The following is a 20,306-nucleotide window of genomic DNA, read 5'->3' on the forward strand; positions in this document are numbered from 1 at the left end:
CCGCCCGTTCGGATCAGAGGCTGCTGCCGGCGTACGCGATCTTCGCCGCGGACATGCCGAACCCGGGCGCCCGACCCGCCCGGACCGGCCCGGCAGGGGACCGGTACAGGTCCTGCTCGCGGTAACGGGCCACGCTGCGGTGCCAGTGGAAGATGCCGGCGAGCCAGTCCCGGAGTTCGCCCACGTAGGCGTCGAGGCCGGCCCGGGCCTCCCGGTCCAGCTTCCAGTCGTCGTACAGCACCGGCAGCTGGGTGGCGACGATGTGCTCGAACTCCTCGGTGCGCTGGGTCATCAGGGCATGGCAGATGTGCAGCGCCTCGGGGTAGCCGATGTCGAAGAAGTTCCGGGTGACGAGGATGTGGTTGTGCACCTCGCCCTCGACCTCGATCTCCTTCTGGTAGGAGAAGATGTCGTTCAGCAGGCAGGCGGTGTCCATCGCCGCGTTCTCCAGCGAGCGGACCACCCCGGCGGCGTAGACCTCCTGCGGGATGCCCCGGCCGGCCAGCCCGAGCCGGCACAGGTACATGGTCAGCTCACTGCCGAAGGTGCGCCGGCGCATCTCCGCATAGTCCACCGGGTCGGGGATCCGGTGGGCGATGGAGTTGTCCACCTCCCACACCCAGCTCTCCAGCATGGTGACCAGGCAGGCGCGGAACTCCGCCCGGTGCTCCGGCGCCATCGCGGTGGTGGTGCGCACCCACAGGTCGCCCAGGGCCCGTTCCATCGCGGTGAGCGGTTCCGGCAGGTCACCGTGGTCCACCGGGACCATGGCGATCAGCCGGGCGGTGGCCGCCTTGGCCGCGGCCAGGTCCTTGGTCCGGGCGAAGGCCACCGGGTAGTAGTCGTCCCCGTACGTGCCCCAGGTCAGCCAGCAGGCGTTCAGGGTCAGCTGTTCCGCGGTGGCGTCCGGGTCGATGCCCGCCGAGCAGAGCGCGAAGTCGAAGCCCCGCAGGCGCTGTTCGTCCCAGATGGCAGAGGCGGGGTCGCCGGCCTGCACGTCGAGCAGGCCCATCCGGCGGGCCCAGGCGACGGACTCCTCCAGGGCGTGCCCGTGGTGCGGGCTGAGGGTCAGCGGGAACGGCAGGTGGATGTCGGGGATCACGGAGGGGCCGGTCTTCTCGAACGGCACGTGCGTGAAGGACCGGTGGCGCAGTTGCGCCGCCCGGGGCGCGAACACCGCGCGCGGGTCCACGGCGGCGGTACCCAGCCCTGCGGGCAGGAACGGCAGGGTCACCGGCGCGGCGGTCCGGGCCTCCTTGTTCATGTACCGGCTGGAGACCATGTGCCAGGCGTGGCCGCCGGACTGCCAGTCCTGCAGACCCTTGGCGTAGGCCAGGATCGCGGCGGCCTCGGCGGGGTCCAGCCCGTGGTCGGCGATCAGCTGCGGGATCTCGGTGAGCGCGGTGTGCTCGAACTGCTGAAGGCGGGAGGTCAGCAGGTCGTTGGAGGCCTCGGCGGCCTCCTGGGTGGAGCAGCCGAGGAAGGTCTCCAGGACCAGTACCGCATTGGAGAGCTCACCCTCGTCGGCGACTTCCCGCTGGTAGGAGAAGAGGTCGTTCCTGATGTGCACGGCGTCGGAGAAGGCGTCGCGCAGCACCGCCAGCGGGCGGGTGTGCGCGATCCGGGCCGGGACCTCCGCGGACACGTACTCGACCAGACCGGCCGACCAGGGTGCGCCGCCCACCTTGCGGCGCATCTCGATGTACTCCAGCGGGTTCGCGATCCGCCCGATGTGGATGTTGGCGAGTTCCCACATGGACTCGTTGAGCAGGTTCCGGGTGCTCTCGGCGAATCGTTCCCGCCAGTGCACCGACATGGCCGGCACGGTCCGCGCCCACAGGTCGGCGAGTCCGGCCTCCACCGGATTGGTGGCCTGCGGGAATCCGGCGGAGAGGTCCATCGGCATGAACGCGGCCAGCCGCTCCAGGTAGTCCCGGGCGCCCTCGCGGTCCTGGGAGCGCTTGTACATCTCCAGGAAGTGGTCGTCGAAGAAGAAGACCCACACGTACCAGTCGGTGACCAGGTCCAGGGCGGCGGCGTCGCAGTCCGGATGGGTGTGGGAGCACAGCAGCGCGTAGTCGTGCGCGTCGAGGTCGCGCTCCTCCCATACGCCGGAGCCCTCCAGCATCCCGAGGTCGCGCGCCCACTGTTTCGTGTGGGTCCTGGCCCCCTCCAGGTGGGGGTTCAGTCGCGCCGGATGGGGCACGTAGAAATCCGGCAGGTGAAACGGCTGCGTCACGTCTGGTCGGGCCTTTCGTCCGAGGTGCGGGGAACCGGTGCACCCCGGCCCCCCGCACGAGATCAGCAGTGCCCTACCCCCGATGGCGTGGGGATAAGGGGTGGTTCACTGCTTCAGGTGACGAAGGGGTCGTTCCGCGGCGCGAGGGTCCCGCCGGGGGATAGAAGGGCCCGCGGAAGCGGTGTGGAGCGGTGGGAGAGCGCTGGGAGACCGCTGTGGGGACCTCCCCACCGCCGTCACAGGGTGGCGAACTCGCGGAACTCCGCCCCTCCCCAGCGGACCACCCAGATGTGGCTGCCCGCCGGGGCCTCCACCGACCGCTGCCTGAGCTCGTCCACGTCCAGGGCCGCCGGCCACCGGGTCCCGTACTCGGACCAGTGCACCCCGCCGAGGTCGACGCCCTTGAGTTCGGCGGCGCGCAGGTCGGCCGCGGTGAAGTCGTGCAGGAAGGTCAGTGCCGCGTCCTCGTCGAGCGGGGGCGGTTCCCGGCGCAGTACGAGGGCGAGGGCCCGGCCGACCTGTTCGGTGCGGATGCCGACGAGGATCCCGGCCAGGTCGGACGCGGCCTGATCGGCCTGATCGGCCCGATCGGCCTGATCGGCGTGCTCGGCGGGGCCGGAATCGGCGCCGACGAGGCGGACGGCGAGGAGGCGGGCGAGGTCGAGGACCCTGGTGAGGTCGCGGGCGCGGGCGCGGGCGGTGTCGAGTCCCCGGGCCCGGGCCAGGTTGAGGTCTTGGGCGATGGCGAGGTCCCGTTCGAGTTCGGCGGCCCCGGGCAGGCCGAGTTCGCCGAGGGGCCCGGTGGACTCCAGGGCCTGCCGGAGGCCGCGTCCCAGCTCCGGGTCGAGGCTGAGGACGATGTCGAAGTCCAGGTCGCGGGCCCGGGACAGGTCGAGGGCGAGGTCCCGGGCGAGGTCGACGGCCCGTTCGAGCACCGCGTGGCCGCCGTCGGGACGGCGGATCAGCTCCACCGCGCGGTCGAGGGCGCGGCCGGCCGCCGTGACCTCGGGATGGGCGCGTGCGGCGAGGCGGTCCGCCGGGCTGACCGAGTGGAGGAACTCCTGCGCTGCCGTACGCGGGTGAGGTGCGGAGCCCCGCTCCTCCCGGCCGGTCGAGGGCGAGGGCGAGGGAGCGAACGAGGGCGGGGGAGCGGCGAGCACGATCGCGCCGAGCCCGGCTTCGACGTCCAGGACGGCTTCCAGCCGCCCCTCGGCCTCGTCGTGCCGCGACTGGACGAGGACCTCGCGCAGGCCGGCCTCGACGTCGAGCACGTCGCCCAGAGCGTCGGCCAGGGCGCGCCCGTGCCGGTCGAACCACTGGTCGACGGGGTCGGGGCGACCACCGGCGGCGGGCCGTCGGGGTCCGTGGCGGCGGGTCACAGCTCCTCCTCCCGCGTCGTGAGGTAGGCGGACGCGGCCCGGCGGGCCTTGCGCAGGTTGGCGCGTACGGTTTCGGCCGGCAGGCCCAGCTGGTCCGCGATGTCGCCGGGGGTGAAACCGGCCAGGGTCCAGGCCATCACCTGCTGCTGCCGGGGAGGCAGGCTCCGCAGCAGCGGAAGCACCCGGTGGCGGGCCTCCCATTCCGCGATGGCGTCCGGACGGGCCAGCAGCGACGTCGGTTCGGGAACCTCGGCGACGGGGGCCTCCTCCACGTCGGCGATCCTGCGCAGGAGGGCGCGGGAAGCGACCTTGTAGGCCCAGGCCTTGGGTGCGTGCAGGTCGCTCCAGCGCCGGTAGGCGGTGGTCATCGTCTCCTGGGCTATGTCGGAGGCGGTGTGCACACCGGCGCCCTGGTTGATCAGGAAGGCCACCAGGGGGCGGACGGTGGTGCGGTAGAAGGCGGAGAACTCGGCGTCCGTCACCTGCCGTAAGCGCTGGTGCCCGTCCAGGGGCCCGCGCCCGACGGCGGGTCGCGCCGTCGTGGGCAGATCGGTGCGGTCCAGGGGGTCGTGGTCGTTCACGCCGCACGGTCCTCCGTGCACGCCGCGGCGGGGGTGATCCGCATGCGGAGCCGGCAGTCGGGGCCGCGCTGGTCGTCGAGTTCCAGCCGGGCCCCGCCCTCCAGCGCCTCCGTCACCCCGAGGAGGTACGGCTGCCGGGCCTGTTCGTGGCGGACGCGCCAGCGCAGCCGCCATCGCAGTGCCAGCAATGCGGAGGCTTCGGCGATGACGAGCGAGCCGATGGTGATGACGGCGGTCGAGGTGTCCACCGGTGTCCCCTTCCCTGCGACGGGTGCGCTCGGAGCGAGCGTTCACGAACTGAGAGCACGGACGGCCCTTGATCGTGAACCCGCAGGGAGAAGAACCGGGAAGAGGCCGTCCTCCCCGCCCGGTCAGTGGGCGAGGAGGACGGCCTCGTGCTCGGCGGCGGACTCCCTGATCAGCGGGAGCCGGCGGCTGCCGCAGAAGTGGAACGTGCCCGCCGCGGGCAGCAGTTCACTCCGCCTCGCCCTCCAGGTTGCCCTCCGTGTCCAGGTACACCTGGCGGAGGGCTTCGAGGACCTGGGGGTCCGGCTTCTCCCACATGCCGCGGGACTCGGCCTCCAGGAGGCGCTCCGCGATGCCGTGCAGGGCCCAGGGGTTGGCCTCCTCCAGGAAGGCGCGGTTCTCCGGGTCCAGGACGTATGCCTCGGTCAGCTTGTCGTACATCCAGTCGGCGATCACGCCCGTGGTGGCGTCGTAGCCGAAGAGGTAGTCCACCGTCGCCGCCAGCTCGAAGGCGCCCTTGTAGCCGTGGCGGCGCATCGCCTCGATCCACTTGGGGTTGACCACGCGGGCGCGGAAGACCCGCGAGGTCTCCTCGACCAGGGTGCGGGTCTTGACCGTCTCCGGGCGCGTGGAGTCCCCGATGTACGCCTCCGGGGCCGTGCCCCGCAGCGCGCGGACCGTGGCCACCATGCCGCCGTGGTACTGGAAGTAGTCGTCCGAGTCGGCGATGTCGTGCTCGCGGGTGTCGGTGTTCTTCGCGGCGACCGTGATGCGCTTGTACGCCGTCTCCATCTCGTCCCGGGCGGGTCGCCCGTCGAGCCCGCGGCCGTACGCGTACCCGCCCCAGACCGTGTACACCTCCGCGAGGTCCGCGTCGGTGCGCCAGTCCCGGGAGTCGATCAGCTGGAGGATGCCCGCGCCGTACGTGCCCGGGCGCGAGCCGAAGATGCGGGTGGTCGCACGCCGCTCGTCACCGTGCTCGGCCAGGTCCGCCTGGGCGTGGGCCCGGACGAAGTTCTGCTCGGCCGGCTCCTCCAGGGAGGCCGCGAGCCGCACCGCGTCGTCCAGCAGGCCGATGACGTGCGGGAACGCGTCGCGGAAGAAGCCCGAGATGCGCAGGGTGACGTCGATGCGCGGCCGGCCCAGCTCCCCGAGCGCAATCGCCTCCAGGCCGGTGACGCGGCGCGAGGCCTCGTCCCAGACCGGGCGGACGCCCAGCAGGGCCAGGGCTTCCGCCACGTCGTCGCCCGAGGTGCGCATCGCGCTGGTGCCCCACAGGGACAGTCCGACGGAGGCCGGCCAGCCGCCGTTGTCCGTGCGGTAGCGCTCCAGCAGGGACTCGGCGAGGGCCTGGCCGGTCTCCCACGCGAGGCGGGAGGGGACGGCCTTCGGGTCCACCGAGTAGAAGTTCCGGCCGGTCGGGAGCACGTTGACGAGGCCGCGGAGCGGGGAGCCGGAGGGGCCGGCCGGAACGAACCGGCCGTCCAAGGCGGCGACCACGTGGGCGATCTCGTCGGTCGTGCCCGCCAGGCGCGGGACCACCTCGCGGGCCGCGAAGGACAGGACCTCGGCGACCCCGTCCGGGCGGCCCGCCGCGACGGCGGCCACCGCGTCGGGGGACCAGCCGGCGTCCTCCATCGCCTGGACCAGGGCCCGGGCCTGCTCCTCCACGGTGTCCGCCGCGGTCCGGGTCGCCGCGGACTCGTCCAGACCGAGCGCCTCGCGCAGCCCCGGCAGGGCCGTCGTACCGCCCCAGATCTGGCGGGCCCGCAGGATGGCGAGCACCAGGTTGACGCGGGCCGGTCCGGTCGGGGCGCCGCCCAGCACGTGCAGGCCGTCGCGGATCTGGGCGTCCTTGACCTCGCACAGCCAGCCGTCGACGTGCAGCAGGAAGTCGTCGAAGCCCTCGTCGTCCGGGCGCTGTTCCAGCCCCAGGTCGTGGTCGAGCTTCGCGGCCTGGATCAGCGTCCAGATCTGCGCGCGGATCGCCGGCAGCTTCGCCGGGTCCATGGCGGAGATCTGCGCGTACTCGTCCAGGTGCTGTTCGAGCCGCGCAATGTCCCCATACGACTCCGCGCGCGCCATCGGCGGCACCAGGTGGTCGACGAGGGTGGCGTGCACGCGCCGCTTGGCCTGCGTGCCCTCGCCCGGGTCGTTGACCAGGAACGGGTAGACCAGCGGCAGGTCGCCGAGGGCGGCGTCCGGGGCGCAGGAAGCGGACAGGCCCGCGTTCTTGCCGGGCAACCACTCCAGGTTTCCGTGCTTGCCCAGGTGGATCATCGCGTCGGCGCCGAAGCCGCCGTCCTCGGCGCGCGCCTGGATCCAGCGGTACGCGGCCAGGTAGTGGTGCGAGGGGGGCAGGTCGGGATCGTGGTAGATCGCGATCGGGTTCTCGCCGAAGCCGCGCGGCGGCTGGATCAGGATCAGCAGGTTCCCGCGCCGCAGGGCCGCCAGGACGATGTCGCCCTCGGGGTTCGCGGAACGGTCGACGAACATGCTGCCCGGCGCCTTGCCCCAGTGCTCCTCCACGCTCGCGCGCAGGTCCGCCGGGAGTTCGGCGAACCAGCGGCGGTAGTCGGCTGCCGGGATGCGGACCGGGTTGCGGGCCAGCTGCTCCTCGGTGAGCCAGTCCTGGTCGTGGCCGCCGGCCTCGATCAGGGCGCGGATCAGCTCGTCGCCGTCACCCGAGACCAGTCCCGGGATCGCGTCGGCGGGACCGAAGTCGTAGCCGCCCGCGATCAGGGTGCGCAGCAGCTCCACGGCGCTGGCCGGGGTGTCGAGGCCCACGGCGTTGCCGATGCGGGAGTGCTTGGTGGGGTAGGCGGACAGGACCAGCGCGATCTTCTTGTCGCGGCGGTCGATGTGCCGCAGCCGGGCATGGCGTACGGCGATCCCCGCGACCCGGGCCGCCCGTTCGGGATCCGCCACGTACGCGGGCAGGCCGTCCGCGTCGAACTCCTTGAAGGAGAACGGGACGGTGATCAGCCGGCCGTCGAACTCGGGCACGGCCACCTGGGTCGCGGCGTCGAGCGGGGACAGCCCCTCGTCGTTCTCCTCCCAGGTGCTGCGCGAGCCCGTCAGGCACAGCGCCTGCAGGATCGGCACGCCGAGGGAGGCGAGGGCGCCCGCGTCCCAGGACTCGTCGTCCCCGCCCGCCGAGGCGGTGGCCGGCTTGGTGCCGCCGGCGGCGAGCACGGTGGTGACCACCGCGTCCACGCCCTCCAGCGCTGCCAGCAGCTCCGGCTCGGGGGCGCGCAGCGAGGAGACGTACAGCGGCAGGGCCTGGGCGCCCTGGGCCTCGACGGCCTCGCACAGGGTGTGCACGAAGGCGGTGTTGCCGCTCATCTGGTGGGCGCGGTAGTAGAGCACGGCGACCCGGGGACCCTCGGTCCGCTGCGGGGTGCGCTCCAGCGGGCCCCAGGTGGGGGCGGCGGCGGGCGCCTCGAAGCCGTGGCCCGTCAGCAGCACGGTGTCGGACAGGAACCGGGCCAGCTGCTCCAGGTTGGCGGGACCGCCGTGCGCGAGGTAGCCGTGGGCCTCGGCCGCGATGCCGATCGGGACCGTGGAGGCCTCCATCAGCTGGGCGTCCGGGGCCTGTTCGCCGGTCAGGACCACGACTGGGCGCGGCTGCCCGGGGGCCAGGAGCAGGTCGAGGCCGTCCTGCCAGGCGCGCAGTCCGCCGAGGAGGCGTACGACGACCAGGTGGACGCCGTCGAGGAGGCCGGGGAGGTCGTCCAGGGGAAGGCGGGAGGGGTTCGCGAACCGGTACGGCACGGGGCCGTCCGCGGCGCGGGCGCTGAGCAGATCGGTGTCGGACGTCGACAGCAGCAGGATCATGCGGCGGCAGGCCTTCCTCGGGGTTTCCGCGCCCCGGGCAGTGAGGACAGCGGGAGTTCCTGACTCACCCTGCGGATCGCTCCGCGGGGTTCACAGTGGCGGGACCGCGCCGGAGTCTCACCGGGCTTCCTCCCATGTCGCCGTCCTCGGCGACGACGGGCCGAACGGTCCGTCGGAAGGTCATCCTAGGTGGGGTCGGCCCAGGGCGGGAGCCGGGGTGGCGGTAGCGCTGCGGTCGCGCCGGGCCGGGCCGGGCGGGGCCGGGCCGGGGGCTTCGGGGCGGAAGGGCTGGTCGGGGTGGTGGCGGACACAGGTCCGGGCGGAGGAATCGTGGGTATGCTCGCCGCCATGCCCCAGCCCCCTTCCGCCGCATCGCGGGACGAACCCGTCATACGGGACCGCGGCGACGCCTGCCCGGGCGCGCTGCGCCTGCACGCCGCCGACGACGGGTTGCTCGCGCGGATCCGGATCCCGGGCGGCGAGCTGACCGGCGAACAGGCCGCCCTGCTGGCCGGCGCCGCCGACCGGTTCGGCGACGGCCGCCTGGAGCTGACCTCCCGCGGCAACGTCCAGCTGCGCGGCCTGGCCGACGGGTGCGGGGCGCAGCTCGCCGAGCTGCTGGACACCGCCGGGCTGCTGCCCGCCCCCGGACACGAACGCATCAGGAACATCGTCGCCACCCCGCTGTCCGGCTGCGACGATCCGACGCGGCCCGACGTGCTGCCCTGGGTCCGGGAGCTGGACCGGCTGCTCTGCGCGAACGCCCGCGCGGCCGCCCTGTCCGGCCGCTTCCTCTTCGCCTTCGACGACGGCCGCGGAGACGTGGCCGCGCTCCGCCCCGACGTGACCGTGCTCGCCCAGGGCGGCGGCCGGGCGCTGGTGCGGCTGGGACCCGCCGCCGACGCGGTCTCCGTACCGGCACAGGACGCCCCGGCAGCGGCCCTCGCCGCCGCGGAGCTCTTCCTCGACGCCGCCGACGCCGCCGGCACCCGGGCCTGGCGGGTACGGGAACTGCCCGCCGAACACACGCTGTGCGAGCGGGAGTTCGTCCGGCTACTCGCCGAGCGCGGGATCACCGGCCGGCCGGTGACCGCCGTACAGTGGCCGTACGCACCGCCGCCCGCGCCCCGCGCCACCGGGGCCGCCCTGTGCGCGCTGCCCCCGCTGGGCCGGCTCGGTTCCGGCCAGCTGCGGACGCTGGCCCGCATCGCCCGACAGGGCCGGGGGATGCGCATCACCCCCTGGCGCACCGTCGTCCTCCCCGGGGCCCCCCTCCTGCGCCCGGTGGACGCCCCGGCCCTGCTGACGGCGGCCGGACTGGTCGTCACCCCCGGCAGCCCCTGGCAGGGCGTCACCGCCTGTACGGGACGCCCCGGTTGCGCCAAGGCGCTGGCCGACGTACGCGCCGACGCGGCGGCCGTCGCCGACCGGGCCGCGGGACCGCTGCCCGTGCACTGGTCCGGCTGCGAGCGCCGCTGCGGGCATCCGCAGGGCACGGCCTGGGTCGACCTCGTGGCCACCGGCCCCGCCCCGGCCACCGGCCCCGCCCCGGCCACCGGCCCCGCGCCGGGGGCCGGCTCCGCCCCGGCCACCGGCTCCGGCTACCGCCTCTCCGTGCACGGGCGGCCCGTACCGCCCGGCCCCGACCTCGCGAGCGCCCTCACGGCCGCACGCCACACCCCTTCCGAAGCAGCACCGTCCGCAGACGCAGTGAAGAAATGAGCGAGTACACCGTGTTCGAGTACGAGAAGGACGGCGCCGCGATCTACCGCCAGTCCTTTGCCACGATCCGCGCCGAGGCGGACCTCTCCCGGCTGCCCGCCTCGGTCGCCCAGGTCGCGGTGCGCATGATTCACGCCTGCGGCATGACCGACCTCCCGCAGGACCTCGGCTACACCCCCGAGGTCGTGCTGCGCGCCCGCGCCGCCCTGCAGGCCGGCGCGCCGGTCCTGTGCGACGTGCAGATGGTCGCGAGCGGGGTCACCCGCAAGCGGCTGCCCGCCGGCAACGAGGTCGTCTGCACCCTCTCCGACCCGGCCGTGCCCGAGCTCGCTGCGAGGATGGGCACCACGCGCAGCGCCGCCGCGCTCGAAGTGTGGCGTGACCGGGGCCTGTTGGAGGGCTCGGTCATCGCGGTCGGCAACGCGCCGACGGCGCTCTTCCGGCTGCTGGAGATGATCGAGGAGGGCGCTCCGCGCCCGGCCGCGGTCATCGGCGTGCCCGTCGGCTTCATCGGGGCCGCCGAGTCCAAGGACGCCCTGGCCGCACACCCGTCAGGGCTCGACCATCTGATCGTGCGGGGCCGACGCGGCGGCAGCGCCATCGCGGCCGCCGCCGTCAACGCGATCGCGAGCGAGGAAGAATGAGCGACACCGCCACCGGACGGCTCTACGGGGTCGGGCTCGGCCCCGGCGACCCCTCGCTGATGACCCTGCGCGCCGTCCAGGTCATCGCGGAGGCCGATGTCGTCGCGTACCACAGCGCCCGCCACGGCCGTTCCATCGCCCGCTCCATCGCCGCCGGCCACCTGCGCGCCGACCACATCGAGGAGCCGCTGGTCTACCCGGTCACCACCGAGACCACCGACCACCCGGGCGGCTACCAGGGCGCGATGGAGGAGTTCTACGAGTCGGCTGCGGCCCGCCTCGCCGCGCACCTCGACGCGGGCCGGACCGTGGCCGTGCTGGCCGAGGGCGACCCGCTCTTCTACAGCTCGTACATGCACATGCACAAGCGGCTCGCCGACCGGTACGAGACCGAGGTCATCCCCGGTGTCACCTCCGTCAGCGCCGCCGCCGCCCGGCTCGGCACCCCGCTCGTGGAGGGCGAGGAAGTGCTGACCATCCTGCCCGGCACCCTGCCCGAGGAGGAGCTCACCGCCCGCCTCGCCGCCACCGACTCGGCGGTCGTGATGAAGCTGGGCCGTACCTTCCCGGCCGTGCGCGCCGCGATGGAGGACAGCGGCCGGCTCGCCGAGGCCCGCTACGTGGAACGCGCCACCATGCCCGGCGAGCGCACCGGCGTACTGGCCGACACCGACCCCGGAAGCGTCCCGTACTTCGCCGTCGCGGTCGTCCCCAGCCGGATCGGCAACCCCGGCAGCGTACCGTCCGGCCCCGGCGAGGTCGTGGTCGTCGGCACCGGTCCGGCCGGCCCGCTGTGGCTCACCCCGCAGACCCGGCGGGCCCTGGCCGACGCCGAGGTGCTGGTCGGCTACACCACCTACCTGGACCGGGTCCCCCTCAAGCCCGGCCAGACCCGGCACGGTTCCGACAACAAGGTCGAGTCGGAGCGGGCCGAGTTCGCCCTGGACCTGGCCCGGCGCGGCCGGCGGGTGGCCGTGGTCTCCGGCGGTGACCCGGGCGTCTTCGCCATGGCCACGGCCGTCCTGGAAGTGGCCGGGCAGGCCGCGTACAAGGACGTGCCCGTACGGGTCCTGCCGGGGGTGACGGCCGCCAACGCGGCGGCCGCCGCGGCGGGCGCGCCCCTCGGCCACGACTACGCCACCGTCTCCCTGTCGGACCGGCTCAAGCCGTGGGAGGTCATCGCGGAGCGGCTGCGCGCGGCTGCCGCGGCCGACCTGGTCCTCGCCCTGTACAACCCCGGCTCACGCAGCCGTACCTGGCAGGTGGCCCAGGCCCGCGAACTGCTGCTGGAGCTGCGCTCGCCGCAGACCCCGGTGGTCGTGGCCCGCGACGTGGGCGGCCCGGAGCAGTCGGTGCGGATCGTGACCCTCGCCGAACTGGAACCCTCGGAGGTCGACATGCGCACGATCCTGCTGGTCGGCTCCTCGCAGACCCAGGTCACCGAACGGGCCGACGGCTCGCGGATCACCTGGACCCCGCGCCGCTACGCCTGACCGGCGGCCGCCCTGCCGCAGCGGCCCCGACCCGGCCTCCGGGACCGAGGTCCTGCCGGTGTCCGGGCGGCGCTGCACCCGGCGCCGGGTGCAGCACCGGGGTTCAGGTCCTGCCGGGTCGGGGATGGTCCAGCCAGCGCAGGGCCGCGTCCACCGAGGCGGCCTGCGCCACGCCCTCGGGGGCCGGGGGGCGGCGTACGACGAGGACCGGGATGCCGGCCTCGCGGGCCGCGATGAGCTTCGGGGCGGTGGCCCGGCCGCCGCTGTCCTTGGTCACCAGCACATCGATCCGGTGCCGGGCCAGCAGCTCCCGTTCGCCCTCCAGGCCGAACGGCCCCCGGTCCAGGAGGACTTCGAGGCGCGGCGGCACCGGCGGCGAGGGCGCGTCCACCGAACGCACCAGGAACCACGTGTCGGTGAGGTGCGCGAAGGCGTGCAGCCCCATCCGCCCGGTGGTCAGGAACGCCCGGCTGCCGAGCGCGGGCAGCAGCGCGGCCGCCCCCGCGAGGGAGTCCGCGAAGGTCCAGGCGTCGCCGGGCCCGGCCGTCCAGCCGGGACGGCGCAGCGCCAGCAGCGGGACCCCCGTCCGCACCTGCGCCCCCGCGGCGTGGAAGCTCATCTGCTCGGCGAAGGGGTGGGTGGCGTCGACCACGTGCGTGACGCCGTGGCCGGTGATCCAGTCCGCGAGCCCCCCGACCCCGCCGAACCCCCCGATCCGGGTCCCGCCCGGCGGGAGCACGGGCGCCGCGACCCGGCCCGCGAGGGAGGTGGTCACCCGGCATCCCGGATCTCCGGCCAGCGCCTCCGCGAGCTCCCTGGCCTCCGTCGTACCGCCCAGGACCAGGACGTGGCGGGCCCCGGCGGCATCCGGTTCAGCAGGCATGCCGGTCGCGTTCGGCGGAGTACAGGTGGCTGTCGCGGAACTGCTCGGCACCCAGGGTGCGGCCCACCAGGATCACCGCGGTCCGCACCAGACCCGCCGCCTTCACCTGGCCGGCGATGTCGGCGAGGGTGCCGCGCAGCACCAGCTCGTCGGGGCGGCTGGCCATCGCCACCACCGCCGCCGGGCAGTCCGCCCCGTAGGACGGCAGCAGTTCGTCCACGATCCGGTCCACATGGCGGGTGGCCAGGTGCAGCACCAGCAACGCACCGCTGCGCCCCAGGGTCGGCAGGTCCTCACCGGGCGGCATCGGGGTGGCCTGCTGGGCGATCCGCGTCAGGATCACCGTCTGGCCGACCGTGGGCACCGTCAGCTCCCGCTTCAGCGCGGCCGCCGCCGCGGCGAAGGCCGGCACCCCCGGGACCACCTCGTACGGGATGCCGGCCGCGTCCAGGCGCCGCATTTGCTCGGCCACCGCACTGAACACCGACGGGTCTCCGGAGTGCAGCCGCGCCACGTCCTGGCCCGCCGCGTGGGCCCGTACGCACTCGGCGACGATCTCGTCGAGGTTCAGCTGCGCGGTGTCCACCAGGTGCGCGTCCGGCGGGCACTCGGCGAGCAGCTCGCGCGGCACGAGGCTGCCCGCGTACAGGCAGACCGGGGCCGCGGCCAGCGTCCGCGCACCGCGCACCGTGATCAGGTCGGCGGCGCCGGGGCCCGCACCGATGAAGTACACGGTCATCTCTGATCCATCTCCGTCTCTTTGGTCACCGACCACTGCGTGACCGGCATCGCCTGCCGCCAGCCCGTGAAGGCGCCGACCGGTACGGCCTGCGCCACGGACAGCTTCACCAATTCGCCGCCGTGGCGCCGGTAGCGGTCGGCGAGGACGGCCTCCGACTCCAGGGTGACGGTGTTGACCACGAGCCTGCCGCCCGGGCCCAGCGCCGCCCAGGCGGCGTCCAGCAGTCCGGGCGCGGTCAGTCCGCCCCCGATGAACACGGCGTCGGGGGCGGGCAGTCCGGCCAGCGCCGCCGGGGCGGCGCCGGTGACCACGCGCAGGCCCGGCACACCCAGCGCCGTCGCGTTCCGGGTGATCCGCGCGGCCCGCTCGGCCTGGCGCTCCACCGCGACCGCCCGGCAGGAGGGGTGCGTACGCATCCACTCGATGCCGATGGAACCGGAGCCGCCGCCGATGTCCCACAGCAGCTCGCCCGGGGCGGGCGCCAGCGCGCACAGGGTCGCGGCGCGGACGCGGCGCTTGGTGAGCTGCCCGTCGTGGTCGTAGGCGCTGTCCGGCAGCCCCGGGGTCGCGCCGAGACGCGGGCCGGCCGCCGCCGGGTCCCGGCGGCAGTCCACGGCCACCACGTTCAGCGGATCGCCGGGCGGGTGGTCCCAGTCCTGCGCCAGGCCCTCGTACGCGTCCTCGCGTGCGGAGCCGAGCTGCTCCAGCACCCGCATCCGGCTCGGGCCGAAGCCGCGGTCCCGCAGCAGCGCCGCAATCTCGGCCGGGGAGTGCGCGCCCGCGCTCAGCACCAGCACCCGCCGGCCCTCGTAGAGGGCGGCCGCCAGCCGGGCCACCGGGCGGCCGACCACGGTGACCACCTCGGTGTCCTCCACCGGCCAGCCCAGGCGGGCGCAGGCGTACGACACCGACGAGGGGTGCGGGTGGACCAGCAGGGCCCCGGGTCCCAGCTCCTCGACGAGGGCCCGGCCGATGCCGTGGAACATGGGGTCGCCGCTGGCCAGCACCGCGATGCGGCGTCCGGCGTGCTGCGCCGCCAGCCGCGGTACGGCGGGCCGCAGCGGGCTCGGCCAGGCCACCCGCTCGCCCGGGCACTCGGCGGGCGGCAGCAGGTCCAGCTGGCGCGGCCCGCCGATCAGCACCTCGGCGCCGGCCAGCGCGGACCGCGCGGCGGCGGTGAGCCCGGCCCAGCCGTCGGCGCCGAGGCCGACGACCGACACGGGCAAGGGGGGCGGTGCGGAGCTCACTGCGCGGTACCTCGGGAGGGGAGGGGGCGGGTGGGGGACGGGAGGGTGCGGAGGGTGCGGGATGGGGACGGGAAGGGGACGGGACAGGCGGCGGGCCGGACCCGCAGCCTACTGGCCGGGCCGGACGGCCCCCTCTCCCGCCCCTGGTCAGGACTCGGGCGGGGCCCCGGCTGGGACCGGGGCGGGGTTCCGAGCGGGGTCCCGGGTGGGCCCTCGTGCAGGGCTGTGGCCGGCTCGGGTGGGGCTCCAGCGGGCTCCTGGCGGCGTGGGCGGTGCGGGGCGGTGCGGGACGGGTTCCCGGGGGTGCGCGGCGGCGCGGACCCTCGCGCTGCCTACGGGAGGGTCCCGGTCTACGCTCGGTGGCCCACAGCACATTGCCGTGAGGGAGCTGCCATGCCCGGCTGGAACGCCACGAACATCCCCGACCAGAGCGGCCGCACCGCCGTCGTGACCGGGGCCAACAGCGGGATCGGCTACGTGACCGCGCGGGAGCTCGCCCGGCGCGGCGCCTTCGTGGTGCTGGCCTGCCGCAGCGCCGCGCGCGGCAAGGCCGCCGAGGTCCGCATCCGCACCGAAGTCCCGGACGCCCGCGTGGAGTTCGCGGCGCTCGACCTCGCCGATCTGGCCTCCGTACGGGAGTTCGCCGCGCGCTACGCCCAGCGTCACGAGGCACTGGACCTGCTGGTGAACAACGCCGGGGTGATGGCCCTGCCGTACGGGCGGACCGCCGACGGGTTCGAGACCCAGTTCGGCGTCAACCACCTCGGCCACTTCGCCCTGACCGGCCTGCTCCTGCCCAGGCTGCGCGCGGCGCCGCCCGGCGCCCGGATCGTCACCGTCTCCAGCGGCTTCCACGCCCTCGCCGACGTGGACCTCGAAGCGCTCGCGGCCCTCGACACCGGCGGCGCGGACGGGTACCGCCGCTGGATCGCCTACGGCCGCTCCAAGACGGCCAACCTCCTCTTCACCCACGAACTCTCCCGGCGGTTCGCCGCAGCGGGCTCCACCATCACCGCGGCCGCGGCCCACCCCGGCTACGCCTCCAGCAACCTGCACGCAGGAGCGGCCCGCCTGGAGGGCCCCGGCCTCACCTCGCGGATCGCGGCCGCCGGCAATGCCTTCCTTGCCCAGCCCGCAGCCAAGGGCGCCCTCCCCACCCTCTACGCGGCCACCGCCCCCGGAGTCGGCCCGGACGAGTTCATCGGCCCCCGCTTCGGCTGGCGCGGCGCCCCGGTACGCTCCTGGCGGGCCGGGCGAACCCTGGACGACACCGCGGCCGAACGCCTGTGGAAGGCCTCGGAATCCCTCACGGGTGTCTCGTACGCCTCACTGCCACGCTGAGGGCGGGGGACAAGCCCCCGGGCAGGACCTGAGAAGGGCCTGCAGGTGTGGGCCGGATCAGACCGCCACCGCCGCGCCGAGGGGGGCCGGCGCGGTCTGCGTCATGCGCGCCCGGTGCGCCTGACGGCGGGCCGCGTGCACGCTCCTCCGGGCCAGGCAGAGCTCGCCGGCGGGAACGTGGCAGGTGGGGCACGACTCGGCGTACGCGCCGTGCCGGAAGCGCCGGTGCGTCTCGTAGGCCGCATCCAGCATTGCGTCGAGCGCCGAGTGCGGGAGGACGCCGGGCAGGCGGGCGGCGGCCTGCGACGGACGGTGACGGGCGGTCAGGGCCGGGGCGGTGCTCACGGGCGGGCCTTTCCTTGTGCGGCGGGGACGCGCGGCGTAGGTCCTCACGCGCCCTACGCCGAACGGCGGTTCCTGTCACGTTCCCGCGTTTGCGCAGTTCAGACGTACTCCCTGGGATTGTCTTCTGTCCGGATGCGTCACGGCCGCCCCGTGGTGCCGGGACCGGACGAGACGGGACGGGACGCACGGCCCCCGGAGGGGTTGTCAGCCGGTGGGCGGACCCTTCCGGCGTCGGGTGCGGCCGGTAAGGTCGTGGGCCGTTGGCCCCAGGAGTCGGGCCGTTGGCCCGGGGTCGGGCCCATTGGCCCCAGGGGGCCACGTGATACACGGGGGGTCGTGACACATGCCCACGCCTGAGCAGATCTGGGAGGACGCCGATCCGGTCGCGCGTCGGCTCGCCGGAGTGGCTCTCAACCCGTCCTCGCCGCAGGACGTCCTGCTGCGGCTGCTCGCCGACGGCCCGCCGGCCGTACACATGGTGCTGTGCCGGGACCGGACACTGCCCGCCGCCGTGGTCCGCGCCGTGCTCCGGCACCCCGACCCCCGCACCCGCGCGTTCTTCGTCCGCAACCCGCACGTCGATCCCGCCGACCGGGCCCGGCTCGTCGACGACCCCGAGTGGTTCGTCCGGGCCCATCTCGCCGACGGGCCCCGGATGCCCGTCGGCGACCTGCCGAGGCCGCTGCCCGACGCGACCGTCGTGCACATGATCCGTACCTATGATGCCGACCTCCTCGGCGGCACCTTCGACCAGCAGATCTCCCCGGGGCTGCTGCGGGCCATGCCCACCCACCCGGTCGCCAAGGTCCGCTGCCGGGGCGTCGGCAAGTGGAGCCGGCTGCCCGCCGACACCCGGGCCGCCCTGCTGGCGGACGCCGACGAGGAGGTACGGGAGCAGGCACGACGGCGCGCCCTGTCCGAGGACTCGGCGCGCATCGAGCACGAACTGCCCGACCGCCTGTGCCATGCACGCTGGGACATCCTGATGTACCGGGGCCTCGGCAGGGCTGCCGTGGAGGGCGTCCTCAACGCCCCGCTCGCCGAGGGGGAGCGGGCGGCGGTCGCCGGCAACCCCAGCCTGCCCTCCGACCTGGTGGTCCTCCTGTCCACCGACCCGGACCCGGCGGTGCGCGAGGCCGTCGCCGGCCGAGCGGACCTCGGACCTGCGGACCTGGTGGTCCTCCTGTCCACCGACCCGGACCCGGCGGTGCGCGAGGCCGTCGCCCGCCGCGTGGACCTCGGACCTGCAGAGCGCCGCGCGCTCGCCGTGGATCCCGACCCGGAGGTCCGGCTGGCCCTGTCCCTGCACCCCGCGCTGACCGAAGCGGAACGGGCCGGGATCGACTACGAGGTCCCCGTCGAGGACAGCTTCCCCGTCCTTTGCGCCCTCCGCTGGCCCCGGGACCCCCAGGACGTGCGCCGGTACGCGGACTCCGGCCATCCGCTGCTGCGCCGCAGGGCCGCCACGGAGCGCCTCCTGCCCGCCGACCTCGTGGAACGCCTGGCCGACGACGATGATCTCGGCGTACGCGTCCTGCTGGCCCAGCACCACCCGGACGCCCCGGCCCGGCTGCTGCTGCGCAGCTTCCTGGAGTACGAGGGCCCCGAGCGGGCGCGCCTGACCACCCGGCCGAACTTCCCCACCGCGGGGCTGGCCGCCTTCGCCGACCACGACGACCCCCAGGTACGGGCGCTGGTCGCCCGCGATCCCCGGGCCGCGCCGGAGACCGTGGAGCGGCTCACCCGGGACCCGCACCCCGCCGTACGAGCCGCGCTGGCACGCCACCCGAACCTTCCGCGGCCCCGGCTGACGGAACTCCTCGACGACGAGGAACTGTCCCACGCCGCCGCCGCGAACCCGGCCTGGGAGGGCGAGGCGCTGCGGCGGATGGCAACGCCGGGGCGGTAGCGGTGGCGGTGGTGGTCGCGGTGGAAGCGGCGGTGGCGGCGGTGGCGGTCGCGGTGGAAGCGGCGGTGGCGGCGGTGGCGGCGGTGGCGGGACCGACCCTGAAGCCGACCTTGAGGCCGCCCCGTGGCCGCCCGGGTGGGCGCCCCGTAGTGAGCCCGTCCGCCCCCGTCCGCCCCCGGGTGCCTCCGTCCGCCCCGGCCGGGACCTGACCGGGGCGGTGGGCGGGCCGGACACTCGGCGGCATGGAAGACGACGATAAGGACAACCACTTACCGCCTCATGAGCACGCCGTGGTCCTCGGGGCGGGGCTGGCCGGACTGCTCGCGGCGCGGGTGCTCGCGGACCGGTTCGCCCGGGTGACCCTGGTCGAGCGGGACGAGCTCTCCGACGCAGGACCGGTGTTCAGGCCCGGAGTACCGCAGTCCCGGCACGTCCACGTGCTGTGGTCGAAGGGCGTGGGGCTGCTGGAGGAGATGCTCCCCGGGGTCACCGGGGAGCTGCTCGGGGCCGGTGCAGCCCTGTTGGAGTCGCCGGGCGACTTCCTCTGGCTGAGCCCGGCCGACTGGTTCCGGGAGGTCCCCGGGACCGAGGTGCTGCTGGCCGGCCGCGAGGTGATCGACTTCACCGTCCGCACGGAGGTGCTGCGCCACCCCCGGATCCGGCTGCGGGCCGGGACCGCGGCCGCCGGGCTCGTCGGCACGGCGGACGGGCGGGCGGTCACCGGGGTGCGGCTGCGCGACGGGGAGTGCCTCGCCGCGGGCTTCGTCGTCGACGCGACGGGGCGCACCTCCAAGGCCCCCGCCTGGCTGGCGGCTCTCGGCTTCCCCGCACCGGAGGTCACCCGGTACGACGCCCGGCTCGGCTACGCCAGCCGCTACTTCGCCATCCCGCCGGACGCGGCGCGGCGCTGGCACGGGGTGTACGTCCAGAGCCGTCCGGACGGGCCGCGCGGGGGTGTGCTCGTACCGGTGGACCGCAGCCGGTGGCTGGTGACCCTGATCGGCAACGGCGAGCACGCCCCGAGCACGGCCGACGAGGACTTCCTCGGCTTCGCCCGCAGCCTGCGCAGCCCGGCGCTGCACGACGCCGTCCGGGGGGCGGAGCCGCTCTCCGCGGTCGCCGGGTTCCGCTCCACCGCGAACGAATGGCTGCACTACGAGCGCCTGGAGCGCTGGCCCGAGGGCTTCGTGGTGCTGGGCGACGCGGCCTGCCGCTTCAACCCGGTGTACGGGCACGGGATGACGGTCGCCGCCCTGGCGGCGGACGCCCTGCGCAAGGAGCTGCGCGGCCTGGACACGGGCGGCGTGCCGGCGGCTGCGCGGCGCATCCAGCGCCGGACGGTGCTGCAGGCCCGGACGGCCTGGCAGATCGCCACCAGCGAGGACCTGCGGTACGCGCAGACCGAGGGCCCGCCGCCGGACCGGGCCACCCGCGTCCTCCAGCGCTACATGTCACGGGTCATGGTGGGCGCCAACGCCGACCCGGCCGTCTCCCGCCGTTTCTTCGGGGTGCTGTCCCTGTCGGCTCCGCCGAGCACCCTGCTCGCCCCGGCCACGGCCCTGCGCGTGCTGTCCACGTGGCGTCTGCCGTCCACCCCGTCCGCCGCCGCCTACCCACCCCACCACGGCCCGCCCACCGCCGCCGCCGACAGGACCTGAACCCACTGTCAGGCCCACCCCTTCGGGAAGACCGGCCGTT

The 20,306-nt window shown here is 74.9% G+C and carries 15 protein-coding genes and 1 riboswitch; of the genes, 6 read left to right on the forward strand and 9 right to left on the reverse strand.

Annotation, left to right across the window (positions count from 1 at the left end):
- Positions 1-13 precede the first annotated feature (13 nt).
- From ACLJTM_RS31460 to cobN, 5 genes are all read right to left on the reverse strand, one after another.
- Positions 14-2,239, reverse strand: coding sequence for a terpene synthase family protein (locus ACLJTM_RS31460; RefSeq protein WP_411107178.1), 2,226 nt, complete (start codon positions 2,237-2,239; stop codon positions 14-16).
- Positions 2,240-2,475: 236 nt separating this feature from the next.
- Complete coding sequence (locus ACLJTM_RS31465) at positions 2,476-3,618, reverse strand: hypothetical protein (protein WP_411107180.1); 1,143 nt, start codon at positions 3,616-3,618, stop codon at positions 2,476-2,478.
- A complete protein-coding gene (locus tag ACLJTM_RS31470) occupies positions 3,615-4,199 on the reverse strand; it encodes a sigma-70 family RNA polymerase sigma factor (protein ID WP_411107181.1) in 585 nt (194 codons plus the stop codon). Before ACLJTM_RS31470 ends, ACLJTM_RS31465 begins: the two co-directional genes overlap by 4 nt.
- Entirely contained in the window at positions 4,196-4,447 is a 252-nt protein-coding gene (locus ACLJTM_RS31475) for a hypothetical protein (RefSeq protein WP_411107182.1), read from the reverse strand. Before ACLJTM_RS31475 ends, ACLJTM_RS31470 begins: the two co-directional genes overlap by 4 nt.
- Positions 4,448-4,673: 226 nt before the next feature.
- Complete coding sequence (cobN, locus tag ACLJTM_RS31480) at positions 4,674-8,282, reverse strand: cobaltochelatase subunit CobN (RefSeq protein WP_411107183.1); 3,609 nt, start codon at positions 8,280-8,282, stop codon at positions 4,674-4,676.
- Between the two features lie 53 nt (positions 8,283-8,335).
- Positions 8,336-8,414, reverse strand: a riboswitch (cobalamin riboswitch).
- A 216-nt stretch (positions 8,415-8,630) separates the two neighbouring features.
- On the opposite strand from cobN, the gene cobG reads away from it, so the two are divergent.
- Genes cobG through ACLJTM_RS31495 form a run of 3 tightly spaced genes read left to right on the forward strand, consistent with a single transcriptional unit; the run spans position 8,631 to position 12,141 of the window.
- On the forward strand, positions 8,631-10,004 hold the full coding sequence (gene cobG, locus ACLJTM_RS31485; RefSeq protein WP_411107184.1) for a precorrin-3B synthase: 1,374 nt from the start codon (positions 8,631-8,633) through the stop codon (positions 10,002-10,004).
- Positions 10,001-10,648, forward strand: coding sequence for a precorrin-8X methylmutase (locus ACLJTM_RS31490; RefSeq protein ID WP_411107185.1), 648 nt, complete (start codon positions 10,001-10,003; stop codon positions 10,646-10,648). The genes cobG and ACLJTM_RS31490 overlap by 4 nt, the downstream gene beginning before the upstream one ends.
- The gene (locus ACLJTM_RS31495) at positions 10,645-12,141 is read left to right on the forward strand and encodes a precorrin-2 C(20)-methyltransferase (RefSeq protein WP_411107186.1); all 1,497 of its coding nucleotides are present in this window, start codon (positions 10,645-10,647) and stop codon (positions 12,139-12,141) included. The genes ACLJTM_RS31490 and ACLJTM_RS31495 overlap by 4 nt, the downstream gene beginning before the upstream one ends.
- A gap of 103 nt (positions 12,142-12,244) precedes the next feature.
- On the opposite strand, the gene ACLJTM_RS31500 is transcribed toward ACLJTM_RS31495, so the two are convergent.
- From ACLJTM_RS31500 to cbiE, 3 genes are read right to left on the reverse strand one after another with little or no spacing between them, the layout of a single operon-like run.
- A complete protein-coding gene (locus tag ACLJTM_RS31500) occupies positions 12,245-13,024 on the reverse strand; it encodes a cobalt-precorrin-6A reductase (RefSeq protein ID WP_411107187.1) in 780 nt (259 codons plus the stop codon).
- The gene (cobM, locus tag ACLJTM_RS31505; protein WP_411107188.1) at positions 13,014-13,763 is read right to left on the reverse strand and encodes a precorrin-4 C(11)-methyltransferase; all 750 of its coding nucleotides are present in this window, start codon (positions 13,761-13,763) and stop codon (positions 13,014-13,016) included. Before cobM ends, ACLJTM_RS31500 begins: the two co-directional genes overlap by 11 nt.
- Positions 13,760-15,013 (reverse strand): precorrin-6y C5,15-methyltransferase (decarboxylating) subunit CbiE, encoded by a 1,254-nt coding sequence (cbiE, locus tag ACLJTM_RS31510; RefSeq protein WP_411107189.1) that lies wholly within the window; start codon positions 15,011-15,013, stop codon positions 13,760-13,762. Before cbiE ends, cobM begins: the two co-directional genes overlap by 4 nt.
- Before the next feature lie 393 nt (positions 15,014-15,406).
- On the opposite strand from cbiE, the gene ACLJTM_RS31515 reads away from it, so the two are divergent.
- Complete coding sequence (locus ACLJTM_RS31515; RefSeq protein ID WP_411107190.1) at positions 15,407-16,354, forward strand: oxidoreductase; 948 nt, start codon at positions 15,407-15,409, stop codon at positions 16,352-16,354.
- Positions 16,355-16,411: 57 nt separating this feature from the next.
- Here the strand turns inward: ACLJTM_RS31515 and ACLJTM_RS31520 are convergent, their stop codons facing one another.
- Entirely contained in the window at positions 16,412-16,699 is a 288-nt protein-coding gene (locus ACLJTM_RS31520) for a hypothetical protein (RefSeq protein WP_411107191.1), read from the reverse strand.
- 343 nt (positions 16,700-17,042) lie between these two features.
- Between ACLJTM_RS31520 and ACLJTM_RS31525 the strand changes: the two genes are divergently transcribed.
- Positions 17,043-18,608, forward strand: a complete 1,566-nt coding sequence (locus ACLJTM_RS31525) for a hypothetical protein (RefSeq protein WP_411107192.1) — start codon at positions 17,043-17,045, stop codon at positions 18,606-18,608.
- A 242-nt stretch (positions 18,609-18,850) separates the two neighbouring features.
- The gene (locus ACLJTM_RS31530) at positions 18,851-20,266 is read left to right on the forward strand and encodes an NAD(P)/FAD-dependent oxidoreductase (RefSeq protein ID WP_411107193.1); all 1,416 of its coding nucleotides are present in this window, start codon (positions 18,851-18,853) and stop codon (positions 20,264-20,266) included.
- Positions 20,267-20,306: the final 40 nt, after the last annotated feature.

This window comes from Streptomyces sp. cmx-4-9, assembly GCF_046548835.1.
Taxonomy (GTDB): Bacteria; Actinomycetota; Actinomycetes; order Streptomycetales; family Streptomycetaceae; genus Streptomyces.

Bases quoted from the DNA above. Each gene is read 5' to 3' on its own strand.
- ACLJTM_RS31530 (WP_411107193.1), top strand. From the start codon at position 18,851: ATGGAAGACGACGATAAGGACAACCACTTACCGCCTCATGAGCACGCC.
- ACLJTM_RS31500 (WP_411107187.1), bottom strand. From the start codon at position 13,024: ATGCCTGCTGAACCGGATGCCGCCGGGGCCCGCCACGTCCTGGTCCTG.
- ACLJTM_RS31515 (WP_411107190.1), top strand. From the start codon at position 15,407: ATGCCCGGCTGGAACGCCACGAACATCCCCGACCAGAGCGGCCGCACC.
- cobN (WP_411107183.1), bottom strand. From the start codon at position 8,282: ATGATCCTGCTGCTGTCGACGTCCGACACCGATCTGCTCAGCGCCCGC.
- ACLJTM_RS31495 (WP_411107186.1), top strand. From the start codon at position 10,645: ATGAGCGACACCGCCACCGGACGGCTCTACGGGGTCGGGCTCGGCCCC.
- ACLJTM_RS31525 (WP_411107192.1), top strand. From the start codon at position 17,043: ATGCCCACGCCTGAGCAGATCTGGGAGGACGCCGATCCGGTCGCGCGT.
- cobM (WP_411107188.1), bottom strand. From the start codon at position 13,763: ATGACCGTGTACTTCATCGGTGCGGGCCCCGGCGCCGCCGACCTGATC.
- ACLJTM_RS31490 (WP_411107185.1), top strand. From the start codon at position 10,001: ATGAGCGAGTACACCGTGTTCGAGTACGAGAAGGACGGCGCCGCGATC.
- cobG (WP_411107184.1), top strand. From the start codon at position 8,631: ATGCCCCAGCCCCCTTCCGCCGCATCGCGGGACGAACCCGTCATACGG.